At 31.5% G+C, this 18214-nt stretch carries 17 protein-coding genes; 7 read left to right on the forward strand and 10 right to left on the reverse strand.

The features are described 5' to 3' along the window. Positions 1–34 precede the first annotated feature (34 nt). Positions 35–1180, reverse strand: coding sequence for a FecR family protein (locus E0I26_RS12285; RefSeq protein ID WP_165929447.1), 1146 nt, complete (start codon positions 1178–1180; stop codon positions 35–37). 159 nt (positions 1181–1339) lie between these two features. Next, positions 1340–2284 (reverse strand): NAD(P)/FAD-dependent oxidoreductase, encoded by a 945-nt coding sequence (locus E0I26_RS12290; RefSeq protein ID WP_131916762.1) that lies wholly within the window; start codon positions 2282–2284, stop codon positions 1340–1342. Between the two features lie 155 nt (positions 2285–2439). Here E0I26_RS12290 and E0I26_RS12295 point away from each other — a divergent pair, with 155 nt between their 5' ends. The 3 genes from E0I26_RS12295 to E0I26_RS12305 all read left to right on the forward strand — a co-directional run bounded on the left by E0I26_RS12295 (position 2440) and on the right by E0I26_RS12305 (position 5868). Beyond that, a complete protein-coding gene (locus E0I26_RS12295; RefSeq protein ID WP_131916763.1) occupies positions 2440–3060 on the forward strand; it encodes an RNA polymerase sigma factor in 621 nt (206 codons plus the stop codon). Between the two features lie 1028 nt (positions 3061–4088). After that, positions 4089–5225, forward strand: coding sequence for a helix-turn-helix domain-containing protein (locus E0I26_RS12300; protein ID WP_131916764.1), 1137 nt, complete (start codon positions 4089–4091; stop codon positions 5223–5225). Positions 5226–5313: 88 nt separating this feature from the next. Then, positions 5314–5868, forward strand: a complete 555-nt coding sequence (locus E0I26_RS12305) for a porin family protein (protein ID WP_131916765.1) — start codon at positions 5314–5316, stop codon at positions 5866–5868. Positions 5869–6133: 265 nt separating this feature from the next. Here the strand turns inward: E0I26_RS12305 and E0I26_RS12310 are convergent, their stop codons facing one another. Continuing rightward, on the reverse strand, positions 6134–6988 hold the full coding sequence (locus E0I26_RS12310; RefSeq protein WP_131916766.1) for a leucine-rich repeat domain-containing protein: 855 nt from the start codon (positions 6986–6988) through the stop codon (positions 6134–6136). Between the two features lie 477 nt (positions 6989–7465). On the opposite strand from E0I26_RS12310, the gene E0I26_RS12315 reads away from it, so the two are divergent. Next, entirely contained in the window at positions 7466–7948 is a 483-nt protein-coding gene (locus tag E0I26_RS12315; RefSeq protein WP_131916767.1) for a DUF1761 domain-containing protein, read from the forward strand. Between the two features lie 57 nt (positions 7949–8005). Here the strand turns inward: E0I26_RS12315 and E0I26_RS12320 are convergent, their stop codons facing one another. Next, positions 8006–8284 (reverse strand): 4a-hydroxytetrahydrobiopterin dehydratase, encoded by a 279-nt coding sequence (locus tag E0I26_RS12320; RefSeq protein WP_131916768.1) that lies wholly within the window; start codon positions 8282–8284, stop codon positions 8006–8008. Between the two features lie 96 nt (positions 8285–8380). Between E0I26_RS12320 and E0I26_RS12325 the strand changes: the two genes are divergently transcribed. Beyond that, entirely contained in the window at positions 8381–9529 is a 1149-nt protein-coding gene (locus E0I26_RS12325; RefSeq protein WP_131916769.1) for a GNAT family protein, read from the forward strand. Here the strand turns inward: E0I26_RS12325 and E0I26_RS12330 are convergent. Then, on the reverse strand, positions 9522–10412 hold the full coding sequence (locus E0I26_RS12330; protein ID WP_131916770.1) for a diacylglycerol/lipid kinase family protein: 891 nt from the start codon (positions 10410–10412) through the stop codon (positions 9522–9524). The two genes, E0I26_RS12325 and E0I26_RS12330, sit on opposite strands and share 8 nt — an antisense overlap. A 64-nt stretch (positions 10413–10476) precedes the next feature. Between E0I26_RS12330 and E0I26_RS12335 the strand changes: the two genes are divergently transcribed. Further along, entirely contained in the window at positions 10477–11445 is a 969-nt protein-coding gene (locus E0I26_RS12335; protein ID WP_131916771.1) for an App1 family protein, read from the forward strand. Between the two features lie 29 nt (positions 11446–11474). Here E0I26_RS12335 and E0I26_RS12340 read toward each other — a convergent pair whose 3' ends face one another. Next, on the reverse strand, positions 11475–13382 hold the full coding sequence (locus E0I26_RS12340; RefSeq protein WP_131916772.1) for an ABC transporter ATP-binding protein: 1908 nt from the start codon (positions 13380–13382) through the stop codon (positions 11475–11477). Between the two features lie 73 nt (positions 13383–13455). On the opposite strand from E0I26_RS12340, the gene E0I26_RS12345 reads away from it, so the two are divergent. Next, the gene (locus E0I26_RS12345; protein ID WP_131916773.1) at positions 13456–13839 is read left to right on the forward strand and encodes a DUF983 domain-containing protein; all 384 of its coding nucleotides are present in this window, start codon (positions 13456–13458) and stop codon (positions 13837–13839) included. Positions 13840–13841: 2 nt separating this feature from the next. Here E0I26_RS12345 and E0I26_RS12350 read toward each other — a convergent pair whose 3' ends face one another. The 4 genes from E0I26_RS12350 to porL form a co-directional block, all read right to left on the reverse strand. Beyond that, the gene (locus E0I26_RS12350) at positions 13842–14894 is read right to left on the reverse strand and encodes an NAD(P)/FAD-dependent oxidoreductase (RefSeq protein ID WP_131916774.1); all 1053 of its coding nucleotides are present in this window, start codon (positions 14892–14894) and stop codon (positions 13842–13844) included. A 100-nt stretch (positions 14895–14994) separates the two neighbouring features. Continuing rightward, a complete protein-coding gene (gene porN / locus E0I26_RS12355; protein ID WP_131916800.1) occupies positions 14995–15891 on the reverse strand; it encodes a type IX secretion system ring subunit PorN/GldN in 897 nt (298 codons plus the stop codon). A gap of 48 nt (positions 15892–15939) precedes the next feature. After that, positions 15940–17487, reverse strand: a complete 1548-nt coding sequence (porM, locus tag E0I26_RS12360) for a type IX secretion system motor protein PorM/GldM (protein ID WP_131916775.1) — start codon at positions 17485–17487, stop codon at positions 15940–15942. A gap of 45 nt (positions 17488–17532) precedes the next feature. Beyond that, a complete protein-coding gene (porL, locus tag E0I26_RS12365; protein ID WP_131916776.1) occupies positions 17533–18180 on the reverse strand; it encodes a type IX secretion system motor protein PorL/GldL in 648 nt (215 codons plus the stop codon). Positions 18181–18214: the final 34 nt, after the last annotated feature.

The raw sequence follows: 18214 nt of genomic DNA on the forward strand, positions 1-18214 counted from the left end.
AATTTTTTAAAACATAGGCATCATTTTTATATTTTTATTTAATTATAATTTTATTATCTTTTATTGTATAATCAATAGCATAACTATCACTAAAATAAGCCAAAACTTCCTCTATAGATTCTCCCTTAAAACTGGCATTAAAAATTTCCTTTCCTAAAGTTTTATTTTTATTTATAAAAGCTACATTATAATGACGCTCTAACTTTTTAATAATAGCATCAAATGATACATTTTTAAAAACTAAATTACCCTGTACCCAAGCTGTGTAAGCTCTAGTATTTACACTCTCTGTAGTAATAGTTTCTCGTCCTTTTATATTTGATCCTTTCAAGCCAGCGGTTAATTTTACCATCCCATCTCTTGTTTTCACTTCTTTGTAAAGACCTACTTTACCTTCAACAAGAACAACATCAATAACAGGATCATCAGTATATGAACTTACATTAAAGGTGGTACCTAAAACTTCAACATTCAGTTCTTGGGCATTTACTGTAAAAGGATGTTTTTTATCTTTGGCAACTTCAAAAAAGGCCTCTCCAGTTAATAAGACTTGTCTGTTTTGATTTTTTAAAAATCTGATAGGATATGTTAATGAAGTTCCTGAGTTCAAATGAACAATAGTTCCGTCTGATAATTCTAATTCGAAACGTTTCCCGTACGGTATTTTTAATGTATTATAAACCAAACTACCAGAGGCATTGGCATCAGAGTAACTAATTCTACTCTTGTCTTGTTTGCCCATTACTTTACCAAATTTATCGGTAATGTTTTTAGAATTAGAAGGATTAATGATTTGTAAACTTCCATCTGCTAACTTTAATGTAATTACTCCTTCTTTCGGAATTAACACACCCTTTTCTTGTTCAAAAAAACTTCCATTTTTAAATACAAACACTAGCCCAATAAACAAAACAGCTAGTGCCGCATATTTAAAATACGATTGTAATCTTCGTCTATAGAAAATGCTTTTATCTTGATTAATTTTTTGTAATAATTGTTTTTTAGTCTCGACTGAATCAAACGAATTCATTGTATAATCAATCGCATAATTAATTTTGACAAAATCCTTAAACGCTTTTTGATTTTCCAAATCTTCAAGCCATTGCGAAAGAATTTCAATCTCTCCTTGACTGGCGTGATTTGTAATAAATTTCACAATTAACAGTTCTGATTTTTTCACGGTCATGATGTCTCTTTATTAGTATTACGAATCTAAAAAACAAAACCCTAACAATTTTTTTAAACTTTTTTTGATTCTGATAAATGTTAAAACTTGAATTGTTAAGCCAAAGAAAAATAATTAGTCTGTAAAAATTAAAAACTTTTACTTCAATTGACTTTAGCCTTTTTTGGCCAAATAACGTTCTGCATCTATTACCGCAATACTTCCTGTGTTTTTTGGAGTGATAGATTTACAACAAACATGATCAATAGTGCCTCTAGCGACAAAGACTCCATTGATATTTGTTTTAGAAGAACTGGAAATAGTAACAATATAACCATTTTTATCTAGAGCCAAATACTCTTTAAAAATAGTAGTATTGGGTTCATGACCCATAGACAAAAAGAAGCCAGTAGCAGGAATATCAAAAATTTTCATCGTAATTTTATTTCTAGCTTTAACTCCAGTTACCACTTCACCATCTCCTAAGACTTCAAGTATTTCATGGTACTTTAAAAGAGTAATGTTTTCGGCTTTGCGAATCCTTCTTATCAAATTTTTTGAAGCTCTAATCCTAATACTTTTTACCAATAAGGTCACTTTTTTACAAAGAAGAGACAAATAAAGTGCTTCCTCACAAGCAGAATCTCCGGTTCCCATTATTACAACTTCTTGATTTCTGTAAAAAAATCCATGACACACAACACATGTTGAAACACCAATACCTTTTTTTAAATAATATTGCTCTGATGGTAATTCTAAATATTTAGGGGATAGTGCTGTTGAAATAATCACAGTATCACAATGCAACTCAATATTATTATTTATCCAAACTTTGCGAACATCATCAGAGAAATTAACTTTTGTAACCAAGCCATCTCGGATTTGAGCGTCAAAACGTTTTGCTTCATTTTGTAATTGAATTATTATTTGAGACTCCAAAATTCCCTTATTGTAATTTAAAAAATCACTTTCTTGAATATTATTAACTAGACAAGTTTCGTCCTTAAACGGATAGAAAACGGGATTCATTTTAGCTATGGCAGCATATATTACTGACAAATACGCTTCTTTACCAGAACCAATAATAAGGCATTTAATTTTTTCAACAGTCTTCTCCATAATATGTTTTCTTTTTTTTAAACAAAGTACTTTATCCTTGCTATTTTAAGCTATTCCTATGATTATTACGAAGTAAAAAACTAAAACCCTAAGGATTAGATGTTTTTTTTTTAAATTTAGATTAATTTTTAATTAATAATTCATTTATTTGTGAAATGAAATGCCAACTTTATAAAGACAATGATATCTTAATTGAATGCCTTAAAAAGGGAGATGAAAATGCATATGTCTATCTTTTAGAAATGTATCATCATAAGCTTTGTGTTTATGCTAATAGTCTTGTGAAAAACATTTATAATGCGGAAGATATTGTTCAAAATGTTTTTTTGAGAACATGGGAACAAAGTAGTAGATTAAAGCCAGATCATTCAATCAAAAGCTTCTTATACAAATCAGTATACAATGAATTCATTGACCAATATCGTAAAAAACAATCTCTTATTAAACTTGAAAAAACATACTTCGATGCTTTAAATGAAATTATTCATGATGATAATTCAGAATCTCTAGATCAGATAATTATAGTTGTAAAAAAAGAAATTCAAAATCTCCCCCCAAAATGCAAAGAAGTTTTTATCTTAAGCAAACAAGAAGGCTTAACTAATATAGAAATAGCAGAACATCTTAATATATCTATTAAAACTGTAGAGGCACAGATAACAAAAGCTTTTTCGATTCTGCGTTCTACAATGAAAGATAAAGTTAAGGTATTTTTATTATTACTATTTGGATACGGGAAAACTATATTCAGTAAAAAGCAATTACTAAAAACATAAAGTACATACTTCCATATCAAAGTATCTTAATTAGACAACTCTTAAGGATAACGTGAAGGAGTTATCAAGCAGTAAACAATTATTTATACAATAATGTATAAAGTTGCAAAAAAGACATCTCTCCTAAAAGAGATGGTATAGCAATATTTATGAAGAAGGCTAATTGATATCTACACCGATTTACTTGCCAACTCTAACGAAACTATAAAATAAATAGCCCATCGATTTTCCTACTAGGCCTTCAACTTTACTAAATTCTGTAGACGACATACATTAACTGCATACAAAAATAATGAAACTAACATTTTAATTCACAAATAGCACAGAGCATCATTTAAACAAAAAAACTAACTGCCTTTTTTCACAAAACTCCTTCTAATTTCATGTCATAGGATATTCGTCAACAAGTTAAAAATTCACTTATTTAAAGATCGTCATTAACACTAACAATTTTATAATAATCTTCAAGAAATTCGTTAGATTTTTCAAGATTACTCGCTACTAGAAAAGCTTCAGAGAAATCTGGAGCTTTTTTTATTATATATATTTCACTCTTTCTAACAAACTACATATTTCCTGAGAAGAACCACTTCAAAATTTACTCAGATTCAGATACCGCAGACAAAATCTTAACAGTAAAAAACAAACAATTTAATTTCATATAAATTTCAAATGATTAAGTTGATTTGCATCGTCAAAAAAATAGGCAGAAAAAACAGCTAAAGTTTCAATTCCTTAAAACTGAACAAATCCGGCCTTATACAGTAGTATTGCAACCGTTAGAAATCCAGAAATATTTTTGTAACAGCTTTACAAATCAGACTCTTTAAAAAAATCCCTAAGTTATTTTTTTATACAAATTAATAAATCATTTTAGTTAATCATTTCTTAATCCCTTAAGAAAAGTCACCACTATTACTATAAATTCGCCTTATCAATTCGTATGAAATAAGTTATGTTTTAAAAAAAACAACTAATTACCATGATATCCCAAAACAAATCTTAAAAACAACTTTTATATTAAAAAATTGATTTATACAACACTTTTAAATATTGCGATTTTTCAGGGAATAGTCTTAGGCTTAATTATTTTGAAGTCTTCCTTATTCAATAGTAATTCAAATAAACATCTGGCATACTTACTATTTACACTTTCAATTATTTTACTGAATCATGTTTTCGAGATTGAAGAAGCATTTACTCCCTATCCTTTTCTACGCTTTATTGACCACGTCGAGTGGGTATTCCTAATACCTGCTTTCCTATTCCTGTTTATTATAAACCGGATTGATGATCCTGTAAAAAGCAAACAAAAAGGTTATTTGTATTTTATTCCATTTGCCTATTCCGCTCTCCTTAATATTACACAAGATCTTGATTATGTTGCAGGAATTTATACTATTCCGCAGTCAGGCCTCAATCTAATCAATATACTTGGTCTAATACATCTTATTTTAGCCGTTACATTCATCCCATTCCTGTCGCTTTACTCTTATTTTATGATAAGACATATAAAAAATTCACAGGAAAAAAAATGGATAATATCCTTATTAACAATTGTTTCTTCATTCTTATTTGCTTGGCTTATTACCTGTCTAGCCGACTTATTTTTTCAATATGACATTTCTTCTACTATGAGTGTCCTGGCTTTATCTGCAACATTCATAATTCACTGGACAGCTTATATAGGCATTTACAAATACAAACTGGCCAAAAACAAAGATGCTATCTACAATTTTCTAAATAAAGATTTATCTATTTCGTATACCAATCTGCAAATTGTAGAAAATAATACACCAGAAGAATATAGAGAATCTATCACGGCAGATAATCTTTATTTTCAAAAACTAGAACTTCTTTGCAAAGATCAGCACATTTATACTGACAGTACATTAAACAGAGAAAAAGTCGCTGAAAAACTAGGCATAAGCACTGGATATGTGTCACAAATCGTAAACACGATAACAGGAGATAACTTTGCCAATTACATTAATCAATACCGGGTTGAAGCTGTCAAGGAAATGATCTCAAATTCTGAATATGAAAACTATAATTTGTTGACGATGGGATTAGAATCTGGGTTTACTTCAAAAACGACTTTTTATAAAACCTTTAAAAAAGTTACTGGTCAGACACCAAATGAATATAAAAACACCAGCAAATAAGTACCAATTTATACAATTTTAAGCTTTTGAAACCTTTTTTAATTTTTCTTATGTGAATTTTGCATTTAAATAATTCAAATCACTTTTTATGAAAAAAATTTTGCTACTAGCTGTTGTTACAGTTTTAGGATTTACAAATGTTAATGCCCAAAAAATTAAATTTGGCGCCAAAGGAGGTTTAAACTTTGCATCTATCAGCGGAGATAATACAAAAGCTATTGATGTCGTAACATCATTTAATTTTGGTGTTTTATCAGAAATTCCAGTTTCCGATAAATTTTCTTTTCAACCTGAATTAATGTATTCTGGTCAGGGATATAGTTTCAATAATAATACAATCGCCTTAAGTTATCTGAACATTCCTTTAATGGGAAAATATTATTTAACAAAAGGATTGAGTGTTGAAGCCGGACCGCAAATAGGTTTTTTACTTGCTGCTAAAAATGAAAAGACAGATGTAAAAGATTCGTTTAATACTTTTGATTTTGGTGCTAATTTTGGCTTAGGCTATAAACTTGACAACGGACTTAATTTTGGCGCAAGATATAATCTGGGATTAACTGATATTAATAATTTAGAGGGTTCTTCCAGTAAAAATAAAAACGGAGTATTTCAAGTATCTGTTGGTTATTTCTTTTTCTAAAACTTAATAATTTTGCCCTTTCGATATCTTTAAATCATCCACAAAACGATTCGAGAACTGTCCCGTTAAGGCTACTAAGAAAAAGCTTCAGAGAAATCTGGAGCTTTTTTATTTATTATATTTAAACAAGATTGATTTTAAATAAAAAAACCTGTGAAGCAAGCTTCACAGGTTTAAACTACTAAATTCATTAAAACTAACGTATTAAAATCTACTAACCAATAACATAAAAGAGCGTCAGTACAAACTCTTTTTTATTTCACAACTAATCTTCAGAAACAATCGCTGTATTTTTACCCGTATTTACTTCTAATAAAACCGCTACACCTTTATCATTTATCATTGTCATATTCAACGTATCCAAAATCGCTAAATTTTTAGATATTAATCCATTAAACATATTATAAGAAATATTCATTTCTTTCAATTTATTTAATTTCTCAAGCTCAAAAGGCACTTGACCATTCATTTTATTGTCGAATAAACTAAGATTCTCAAGTGATGCCATATTTGCCACTTCACGACTTAACCCTCCCGAAAGTTTATTACTGTTTAAAAGTAATGTTTTTAACGTTTTTATATCATATAAAGAACTTGGTATTTGCCCTACTATTTCATTATTGAATAAAGACAGAATTTCTAATTGATTCAAAGCGCCTATTTGCATTGGCAATTCTCCTGAAATCAAATTCATATACAATTCTAAATTTTTCAAATTAGCCATTTCACAAATAGAAGAAGGAATCGTTCCTGAAATTTTATTGAAAGAAAGATCCAATACTTTCATTTCTTTTAATTTTCCGATAGAAGAAGGAATCGCTCCTGATATTTGGTTTTTGTGTAAATCCAATTCCTGCAGACTTACTAAGTTTAAAATTTCTTCTGGAATTTCACCAACCAGATTATTATCTTCTAAAGTAATAGAAATTACCTTACCGTCTTGTAACTTAACACCGTGCCAGGTAGAAATTGGCGATGCTAAATCCCATTTTACTGTCCACTGATTTCCATTTGTAGATTGATATAATTTCACCAAAGCATCTTTCTCTGACTGAGAGACATCTGCCAACATTGAAATTGAGAACAAAAGGGTTAAAAATAGAGTAGTTATATTTTTCATAACGTTTTGGATTTATTTTTTACACACCTAAATTTACACACATTGTAGTCAATCAGCAAATAAAATCGACAAAATACACTGTTTTATAATTTTTATAGCGTTATATCTTACAAAGATATGTGATTTTATATTAAATAAACCCGTTCAATGTAATTAGTTTCTAAATACAATTTCACCCTTTCGAGTGATTTTCGTCAGATCCCGAAGCTTCGGAAGTATCAATGACAAAAAAATGCAGAACTAAAAATGGTTCTCGATACATTTTTTGTTGCATTTTACTCCACAAAAAAAAACTTCCAATGACATTTTTCACTATGTGGGACTTCGACTGCGCTCAGCCTGACAGCTTGAATATCATTTTATAAAGCATTTTTTGTAAAAAAAATTTTACCTCGAACTGACGTTTTTAATAATTACCCCCAACAGGTTACATAATAATTTATTAAATTTGATTTACTAATCACTAAACCCAATTTTATGGAAATCAATTTTCTAGCACTTTTTGTTGCTGCTTTGTCTACACTTGTAGTAGGATTTGTTTGGTACAATCCAAAAGTTTTTGGAACAATTTGGATGAAAGAATCCGGCATGACTGAAGAAAAAATGAAAGGAGGAAATATGCTCTTGACATTTGGAATATCATTACTGTATGCTTTTTTCATAAGCTTTGTACTTCAAATGATAACAATACATCAATTTGGTGCATTAGGAATGGTGGGAGGAGATCCAAGTATCGCCAAACCTTCCTACGAAGCTTTTATGGCAGATTATGGATCGGCATTTAGAACTTTTAAGCACGGAGCTTTACATGGCTTTCTGACTGGACTATTTTTGGTATTACCAGTTATAGGAACTAATGCGTTATACGAAAAAAGAAGCTTCAAATACACGCTCGTTACCGGTGGTTTTTGGATAGTATGCTTTATGATTATGGGAGGCATTATTTGCGCTTGGAAATAATTACAAAAAATATCAAAATAAATTTCGTCTTCGAATACTACAAGACGAAATTTATTTTTATTTAATTTGCTCAATGGCTTTGGCTAAATCTATATCTTTATCAGTAACACCATTTGCATCATGTGTAGTCAGCCTGATTGTCACTTTATTATACACATTGAATAATTCCGGATGGTGATTTCTTTTCTCAGCCATCACTCCTACTTGTACTATAAAACCTAATGCTTGAGTGAAATCTGAAAAGACAAACTTTTTCTCTATTCCATTATTAGCAAATTGCCAGTCTTTAAGCGCTTTTAACTCTGATTGAATTGTCTCTGCTGAATAGGTTTTCATAATTTATTTTTTAATTTATATAAAGTTAGTTAATTTCGAGACATTGAGAAATACTTTAACTTTATTAACTAATTTTGAAAAAAATTACCATTCCATTTGAATATACCTTATTCTTTTAAAATTTACAGCTCCATAGCTGAACTTCCCAAAAACTGGGATGATTTAGCTGTTTCAACCATTTTTTTATCCAAAAAATACCTGGAGATTTTAGAGAAATCATCTCCAGAGAACATGATGTGTCATTTTATTGGACTATTCGAAAATGAAACTTTAATAGGCATTGCACTTTCTCAATTTTTAGATTTAAACCAACTGGAGTCTTTTGGAGATCGGGATAAATGCATTAAAACCACTGTTCGAAATTTAGTTTTCAGAAATTTAGGTTCTCATGTCCTTGTAATTGGAAACAATATGCTGACCGGGCAAAATTCTTTTGCATTATCGGAATCTATTGATAAAAAGAAAGCGTTGCAAACCTTGAAATCAGCAACAATAGCGTTGAAAAAAATGTTTCAGTCTAAAGGAAAAAAAATTCACATTACCACCTATAAAGATTTCCACAAAGAAGACATTACGAGCTTTGCCATTCCGGAATTTAAAAATGATTATCAGTTTTCGACACAGCCTAATATGGTTTTTCACATTAATGAAAACTGGAAATCAGAACAAGATTACATCGACTCTCTTTCAAAAAAATACAGAGATCAGCATAAAAGAGCCCGAAAAAAAGCAGCAGTTATTGAGAAAAGAAAAATGCATTTGGAAGACATTATAGCTTTAGAAGATACTATTTATGATTTGTATTTTCATGTAGCCAAAAATGCCCCTTTCAATACTTTTTTCCTGCCTAAAAACCACTTCAGGATTTTTAAAGAAATCTTTAAAGACAAATTTCTTTTTTATGGTTATTTTATTGATGAAAAATTAATTGGATTTAATACTTTAATAAAAAATGGTTCCATAATGGACACTTATTTCCTGGGGTATGACGAAAGTATTCAACGCGAAAAAATGTTGTATTTGAACATGCTCTATGATATGATAGCGTATTCTATTAATAAAGGCTTTAAGGAAATTGTGTTTGCTAGAACAGCATTGGAAATCAAAAGTTCTGTTGGCGCAAAACCTGTAAAAATGTACGGTTTTATAGCACACAGCAACCCGATAGTCAACTCATACATGCCAAAAATATTTAGATATCTGGAGCCTGAAACCAATTGGCAGGAGCGAAACCCTTTTAAATAACTTCACCATTTAAATTTGGAACAGCCACTTTCATTTGTTTGGGTAAAATTTCAATATTCAGTTTTGTTTCGGCACCGCAATATTCCCCATCGATTTGAAAACTAACTGGGACATTTGTCCTAACAATTGCTTTATCCGTAGAAATTATGACTACATCGTCGGAATCTATCGGCATATTACCAGAAATAATTTTCCCCAGCACCAGCAGATCCAAATTTTTCAAAATAACTAATTCAAACTTTCCATCGTCCATAATACCATTGGGATTAATAGAAACTCCTGTGCCGTATTTTTGAGAGTTCGCAATTACAATCATTCTTGCCGTACATTCAATCGTTTCAAAATCGCCTGTAATTGTTGCTGTGAAAGGATCATCTAAATCAATTAAAGTACTGAAAGTTTGTAAAAAATAGCCCCATTTTCCTCGAATACTACTACTTTCATAGTTCTTAATCATTTCCGCATTTACGCCCAAGTCACTTAAATGAATGCTTTTTTTCCCATTGATAGAAATCATGTCTATTTCCATATAATCATTATGAAAAGCGATTTCTAAATTCTCTTCGGTTGTGGATGGCAAATTTAAATCTACCGCTAAACCATTGGCGGAGCCAGCCGGTAGAATCCCAATAATAACATCGTGGTTTTCCATCGCTTCAGCAACCATTTTTATAGTTCCATCACCTCCCGCCACAACAATTCGTCCTGGATTATAGGTTTTATAGAGTACTTTTATATTCTCAATATCTGATACACCCGAAGTATTATAAATCACAAGATTCAAATTCTCTTTTCCGGCAAAAATTGTCGCTGCATCAACCAAATCTGATTTGTCAATATTTCCAGAGACAGGATTTACAACCAGCATAATATTTTTTTTCAAACTTTTTCTTCTTTTATTGACTAAAAATAATTAAATTCAACTGCAATCAAAAGTACTACAATAAATGAAACCAATTTTAAAATTATATCGTGGCTATGCTAATGAACAGGAATTAATTGTGATGGGACATGTTTTTAAACCAACAACAATTAAAGAGTATAATTTTCAGAAAAAAAATCTGAAAAATGCTACTTCTGTAATTAAAATGTTTCAAATAAAAACACAGGCAAACGCCGATGTATACTTAGAACATAACAATGCCAAAATTCATACCAAAACGTTAATCGACGGTTATTTTAAATTTTGTGTGCCATTAGACCAAAACACTAATTATGGCTGGATTGATTATGAAGTAAGTATTGTTTACAAAAATGAGTCCATAACAACACGAGACAGTTACATTCGACCACACAAAGGAAATTTAGGAATCATATCTGATATTGACGACACTTTTTTAGTTTCTCACACGTTGAATCCTTTGAAAAAATTATATGTTTTATTATTTAAAAACGTAAACAAGAGAAAAATCTATGAAGATGTTGTGACGCATTATCAGGCTTTAAGTACAGCAGGAAGGGAAAATAAAGAGGAATTCAATGCTTTTTTCTATGTTTCCAGCAGTGAGTGGAATCTGTATCGTTTTATCACAAAATTCACCGAAATTCATCAGCTCCCAAGAGCAGTTTTACTATTGAAGGATATTAAAACGAGTCTCACAGATTTTTTCTTGACCGGCAGAGGCAATCACAATCATAAGTTTGACAAAATAAAACACATTTTAGAATTTTACCCAAACTTAGAATATGTGCTTCTTGGTGATGATTCACAACACGATCCATTTTTATACGAGGCCATTTGTAAAATTTTTCCAGTTACGGTAAAAGCGGTATACATTAGGCAAACTGGTGAATCTAAAAAGGAGAAAGTAATCGCAATTTTAAAAAATCTAGAAACCCTAAAAGTTTCTGTTTGTTACTTCAAAAATAGCAGCGAAGCCATTGCGCACTCAAAATCAATTGGAATCATTGTATAAAAAAAGAGTTCCAAATGGAACTCTCGTTTTTATAAATTATCTATTTCTTCCTGAACTATTTCCCAATCTGAGAGAAGTTTGTCCAGTTCTGCTTTTTTCTTGTTGTATGCCGTGAAAAACTTAGCATCTTCAATGTGTTTGTCATAATTAGAAGCGAGCATTTTATCATCTTGCTGAATGTCCTTTTCTAATTGCTTAATTTGACTCTCCACTTTGCTCAACTTATTCTGTAATGCTTTCCCTTTTTTCTGATCTTCATAAGAAGCTTTGTTGCTTTCTTTAGGTGCAGCCGCTTTCTGGGCATCTTTTTTCTCGACTTCCCGCATATTTTCCATATTGCGTTGCTCCAAGAAATAATTGATATCCCCTAAATATTCTTTTATTTTTTGGTCTTTGAATTCGTAAACCAAATTTGACATGCCTTGCAAGAAATCCCTATCGTGAGAAACCAGCAATAGAGTTCCACCAAATTTTTGAAGTGCGGCTTTCAAAACATTCTTAGATTTAATATCCAAGTGATTCGTAGGCTCATCCATCAACAAAACATTAATGGGTTGCAACAATAATTTACACAACGCCAAACGGTTTCTTTCGCCTCCAGAAAGGACTTTTACCTTTTTTTCTACATCATCACCACGAAACAAGAAAGAACCCAGCATATCGCGTACTTTCATTCGGTTCGTATCTGCAGCGGCATCTTCCATGGTTTGCAACAAAGTGATTTCGCCATCCAGATATTCAGCCTGATTTTGCGCAAAATAACCCAGCTGTACATTATGTCCTAACTTGATATTTCCTTTATATTCGAATTCATCAACTATAGCTTTAATAAAAGTTGACTTTCCTTGACCGTTTTGTCCAACAAAAGCAATTTTACTTCCGCGCTCCACCAACAGATTGATATCTTTCAAAATCGTTTTATCACCGTAGCTTTTAGTTACGTTTTCGGCTTCAATTACGACTCTCCCCGGTTCTTTTGAAACTGGAAAAGTAATGTTCATCACCGAGTTGTCATCTTCATCGACTTCGATACGTTCTACTTTATCTAACTTTTTAATTAATGACTGTGCCATCGATGCTTTGGAAGCTTTGGCACGGAATTTTTCGATTAATTTTTCGGTTTCTTCAATTTTTTTGGCTTGGTTTTTTTGCGTTGCCAATTGCTTTTCACGAATTTCATGACGCAATTCTAAATATTGAGAATAGGGTTTATTGAAATCATACGCTTTACCAAGGGAAATTTCGATAGTTCTATTGGTAACGTTATCCAAAAACATTTTATCGTGTGAAACAATCACCACAACTCCAGGATAATTACGAAGGAAACTTTCTAACCAAATGATACTTTCTATATCCAAGTGATTCGTAGGCTCATCCAGTAACAAAACATCATTGGCCTGTAATAATAATTTGGCTAATTCGATACGCATTCTCCATCCACCAGAAAAAGTTTCGGTTTGATTATCGAATACGTCTCTTTTAAATCCTAAACCAAGTAAAATTTTCTCTGTATCACCCACATAATTATAACCACCCAATAATTCAAAACGGTGCGTATAATCAGACAAGTCTTCAATAATTTGGCTGTATTCATCACTTTCATAATCAGTTCTTGTAACTAACAAGTGATTGATTTCTTCGAGCTTTTTCTCAACAATTTTAATCTCAGTAAAAGCTTCATACGCTTCTTCAAGAACTGTTCTTCCTTGTTCAAAATCGATATCCTGACGCAAGAATCCCATGCGAAGATCTTTCTCTTGAGAAATAACACCTGAATCAGGAGCAAAATCTTTTGCCAACATTTTAAGCATGGTCGATTTTCCCGCTCCGTTCTTCCCAACAAGACCCACACGGTCTCCGGCACCCAATCGAAAGGTAACTTCTTCAAATAAATAAGTACCACCAAACGAAACGGATAAATTGTGTATATTAAGCATGTATTGTTATTTTATTCCTTTTCGAATGCGTAAATTTGTAACTCTAAGAAAGGAAAAATTAAATTTTTTGCAAATGTTAAAAAAAGGATCCAAATTATATAGCATTTTAACAGGAACTTGTCCTAAATGTCAGAATGAGAGTATGTATTTGGATAAAAATCCGTTACATTTCAATAAAATCTTGAAAATGCATGAAAATTGCAGCCATTGTGGTTTAAGATATCAAATTGAACCTTCCTTTTTTTATGGCGCAATGTATGTCAGTTACGGATTGAATGTTGCTGTTGGAATTACAGCCTTTATTATCTCTTTTGTACTATTTGGTTCCAGCCTTAAAGTGGCATTTATTGCTATAATTGCATCACTTATTGTCTTATTCCCATTTATCTTGCGATGGTCCAGAAACATATATATCAATATGTTTGTTTCGTATGATCCAAAAACGAAACAAAAATAATACTATTGCTGCCCTTTAGGCAGAAATCTGTTAATATCAATTTCCTTATTTAAAGGCAGCTGATTTTCTATATTTTCAAATAATGCTTTTGCCATTGCCGGTCCTAGCATGACTCCTCTAGTTCCCAAACCATTCAGAATATGTATTGATTCATAATTTTGATGTGTTCCTACTAACGGTCTTCTGTCTTTTACAGTAGGTCGAACGCCGGCAAAATGCTCTATAATTTCAAAATCGCAGCTGATAATTTCTTTTATTCTTGTTACTAATTCCGTTTTTCCCTCTTCAGTAGGCAAATCTGTTTTATCTTTCCAATTATACGTTGCTCCAACTTTGAATAAATCATTCCCTAGTGGCAAAATAAATACACTTGTATTTACAATTACATCTAAATCCAACTCAGGCGCTTTAATAATAAAAAGCTCACCTTTGGTTCCGTCTAAAGGCAAATGATTGAAATAAGGATTGGCATGCATACCGAAACCTTCCGCAAAAATGATATGCTTGGCTTGAATATTTTTATAATGAATACTGTCCGATTCAATTTTTAAAGCATCATAATCAAATGCTTCTTCTTGAAATAAATTGTTTTGTTTCAGGTATTCCCTGTATTTATTTAAGAGCAAAGCGGTGTCCACATAACCCGTTTGTAAAACTTCGCCATACCCGTAAGGAGAATCAATTCCTATATATTTTTTAGAAATTAATTGTGTAGATAAAAAAGGAGCCAGCGCTATTTTATCCGAAGCAGCAAACCAATTATTCTGTTCTTCAACGGAAAAGAATTTTCTTAAAATAGGGCTTTTGAAATCAACTTTGCAATTTAATTTTTCTTCTAAAAAAGTATAAAATTCATTCATCAATACTAATTGCTCTTGAGCCTGCCACACCTCGCTAAAACGTTTTAAAATAACCGGATTATACAAACCTCCTGCAATTTTGGATGAATTTTGAGAATTATTATCCAATACAAAAATAGATTTATCATTACGCAAAGCAATCTCTGCAAATGAAATACCTGCTAAACCAGAACCAATAATTAAATAATCAATCATTTGAAATAACACCTTTTAAATAAATGCAAAGTAAACACATTAAAACAAAAAAACTCTTACCATTACAGTAAGAGTTTTTTATTATATTTTAAAATCGGTATTAATAATTCCACATATCTTGTTCGAAATTGCGAATTTTTTCTTTTACTCTTTCCGATTCTAATAATTGATTTTGAGCGTTATCTACCATGTATTCTTCAATAGTTCTATCTCCGTATACATTTTCTTCTTTGTAAATAACACTATTAAAACGCCTAGAGTTTAATATTTGATCAAATGAAACTGGCATCGCTGAATTTTTATCATTGAAAGCTTTTGCTTCATGTAAAACATCTCTAGCAGCTGGGAAAAATACCCAAAACAACTCAACATACTCTTTTTCTTGATTATCACTTTTCAATGAAAATACATCAGGCGTCATAGGACAAATACCAAGTAAACGATATTTTAATTCACTTTGACGTTTGTCAAAGTACCAATATCCTTTAATCTTGTATTGAGCGACATCTTGAGCAGTAAGGTCGTAAGGAATAATATATTCCGGAGATATATTTTGACCCGCATTGATTTGTTCCTTACCAGTGTCAGTAGTATCAACAGTAGTTAAAGAAGCTTGAATATCTTGCATGGATTTTTTAGTATTAAAATAACCATCGGTATATACTTCAGTAATTTTACCATTCTTCATCGCTTTCGTCAATACGTCATATAAAGAACGTCTATCCGAACCAATATTTGCAGTATCAATTGGAAAATACAAAGCAAAATTAATTTTTTCACTTAAGTCAATAATTTCCCATGTAGTCTTACTCATTAAAACATCTCTATCATGCACATAACCATAGGCTAATGGTTTGTCATTATCTGAAATGAGTTGTGCCGCAGTTTTAAGTCCTATTTGGTCCGGAGTTTTTGCATTAAGCAAATTAGATTGCCCAAAAGAGGCGAAACTTCCCGTAATAGAGACAATAGCGATTAAAAAATTTCTTAGATTCATCATGGTTTCATTATAAAATATTAAAGTAGGTTTTGACAAACGAACTCATTATAGTATTTCGTAAATTACTGGAGCCGTTCTTGGTAATAAATAACTACCTGCACCAACAAGTTTTGTTTTAATTTCAGAGATAGTAACCTGATCCCCTCTTCCCGCTTTAGAAAGAACTGCTTTACATTGAGCATTTAATTTGTTTCCTTGCACAACCACAGTAGGCTGACCAGTGACTTTTAAATTAAATCCAACTACGTTTAATCCAACTTCAAAATCAAAATCAACTAATTTTGCTCCTATTGTTGAAATTTCCAAACTTGACTTAGGTCCTTTAACAACACCCATTTCACCTCTAATCGTTCCAGTTGGACCAGGAATACCTTTTATTCTAAAGTTTTTCTTATCCGAAACTTTAGAACCGTCAGGAAGTGTACCAGTTACATTAATAACCACTTCAGAACCTGAACCCGGACTCATGTTATATTTACCACCACCCGCAGAACTTAATCCTGGAGCACTAGCTGAAACTTTATCTGCAGTAACACCTGCAAAAGAAATAGTCATTGGGTTTACAACACCTCTATAAACTACATTCATTTTATCAGCAGAAATAGTAGCCGACTTTGGTCTCGCAACAACAACGTATTTATCTTTAATAGGCAAACTAACCACTTTTCCATTTTCATCAAAATTGAAAGAACCACCAATTGAATGTTCTCCAATACCACCCGCACCAAAAGAGAATTTGGCTTGACCAGCTTCTGCTGAAACACTAGAACCATTTATAATTACTGATTTTGCTTTCAAAGAAGGATCAAATTTACCAAGTATAATTTTACCAGTTACTGCTTCTCCTTGAAAGAATACAGATTTATCCATAACTACAATCGGCTGATAAGCTGTAAGGGAAGCTGCTGCAACCAAATCTGATTGAAACATTCCTGTCATTACATCGCTTTCCGTTGTTTTGATATCTGCCTGCAATTGAGACAATTTAGTAATTGTAGCAATAAGTGGATATCCTTTATAGTTGTAATCTATCCAATCTAATTTAGCACCTGCTTTTTCAGAATAAACTGGTTTTGTAGCAAATCTTGCTTCAATCTTTTTCATTTCAGATTCAGCAATTGAACTTCCACCAATCGCTTTTATCTGAGTTGAGAAATTATTAATCTTATCTAAAAACTCTTTCCCTTGTTTAGAAACTCTATCACCTGTAAAGAACATTCTGTCAATTAAATCGCCTTTATCCATTTGCTCGTATGGCAAATTTCCTTGCGCATCTTTTACAAATTTTTTAGTAACAGATGTTTTGATGTTTTCTAAATAGTCATTAAACTCTTTAGACAAAGCTCTAATTTTTTCAACTTTAGCTTTTTTATCCCCAAATTGCCCTGGCTGGTCCACCGCTTTTTGAGCTAATTGTTGAAATGAACTTTCATTTCTAGTATCAGTTATAGAGTTAGACTCTACTATTTTATTGTTTAAAATCCCAAAAGCTGATAATACCTCTTTGGACATATTTAATGCTAACATCGCGATAAAAACCAAGTACATTAGGTTTATCATCTTCTGTCTAGGGGTTAGTTTTCCTCCTGCCATATTTTCTACTAATTAGTTTGTTGTTTTTTTATAGTTTGAAACTAATTATCCTTTATTACCCATTGCAGAAAGCATACCACCGTAAACATTGTTTAATGATGCAATATTTGCAGTCATAGATTGCATTTGTTCTTTTAATTTTCCAGCGTTTTCAGCAATTTCTTTATTTGCTTCAGCATTTCTTGAAGCGCTTTCCAATTGTACTTTGTATAGGCTATTTAAAGATTCCATCTGTGCCGCAGCCATAGATAATTCTTCGCTGTATTTTTTAGTTGCAGAAATAGAATCTACCGTTGGAGCAATTCCTTTAGCAGCTGATTCAAAATTTTTGATACTGTTTCCTAAACTCGCCATTAATTCTCCATCAATCTTAGCGTCTTTCAACATTGCATCCAATTTTTGAGACAACAATCCTTGAGCATCTGAAGGAGTTTCTACTTTTGGTTTTCCTCCTCCTTTTACTCCATTTGCCAATTCAGGATAAACCAATGTCCAATCTAAATCATCATCAACCGGTTCAAAAGCAGAAAGAGCAAAAATTAAAGCTTCTACTACAAGACCTATTGTAAGCATTAAATTCCCGGTAATAATACCAAATTCAATATGAGTAATTTTGAATAATGCTCCAATAATTACAACCGCAGCTCCCATACCGTATGCGAAATTCATTTGTTTTTTACTTAGTAATGCCATAATAGTTTTTTTTTAAGTTTAATAGATCCGGTTT

This window comes from Flavobacterium rhamnosiphilum (genome assembly GCF_004349195.1).
Classification (GTDB): Bacteria; Bacteroidota; Bacteroidia; order Flavobacteriales; family Flavobacteriaceae; genus Flavobacterium; species Flavobacterium rhamnosiphilum.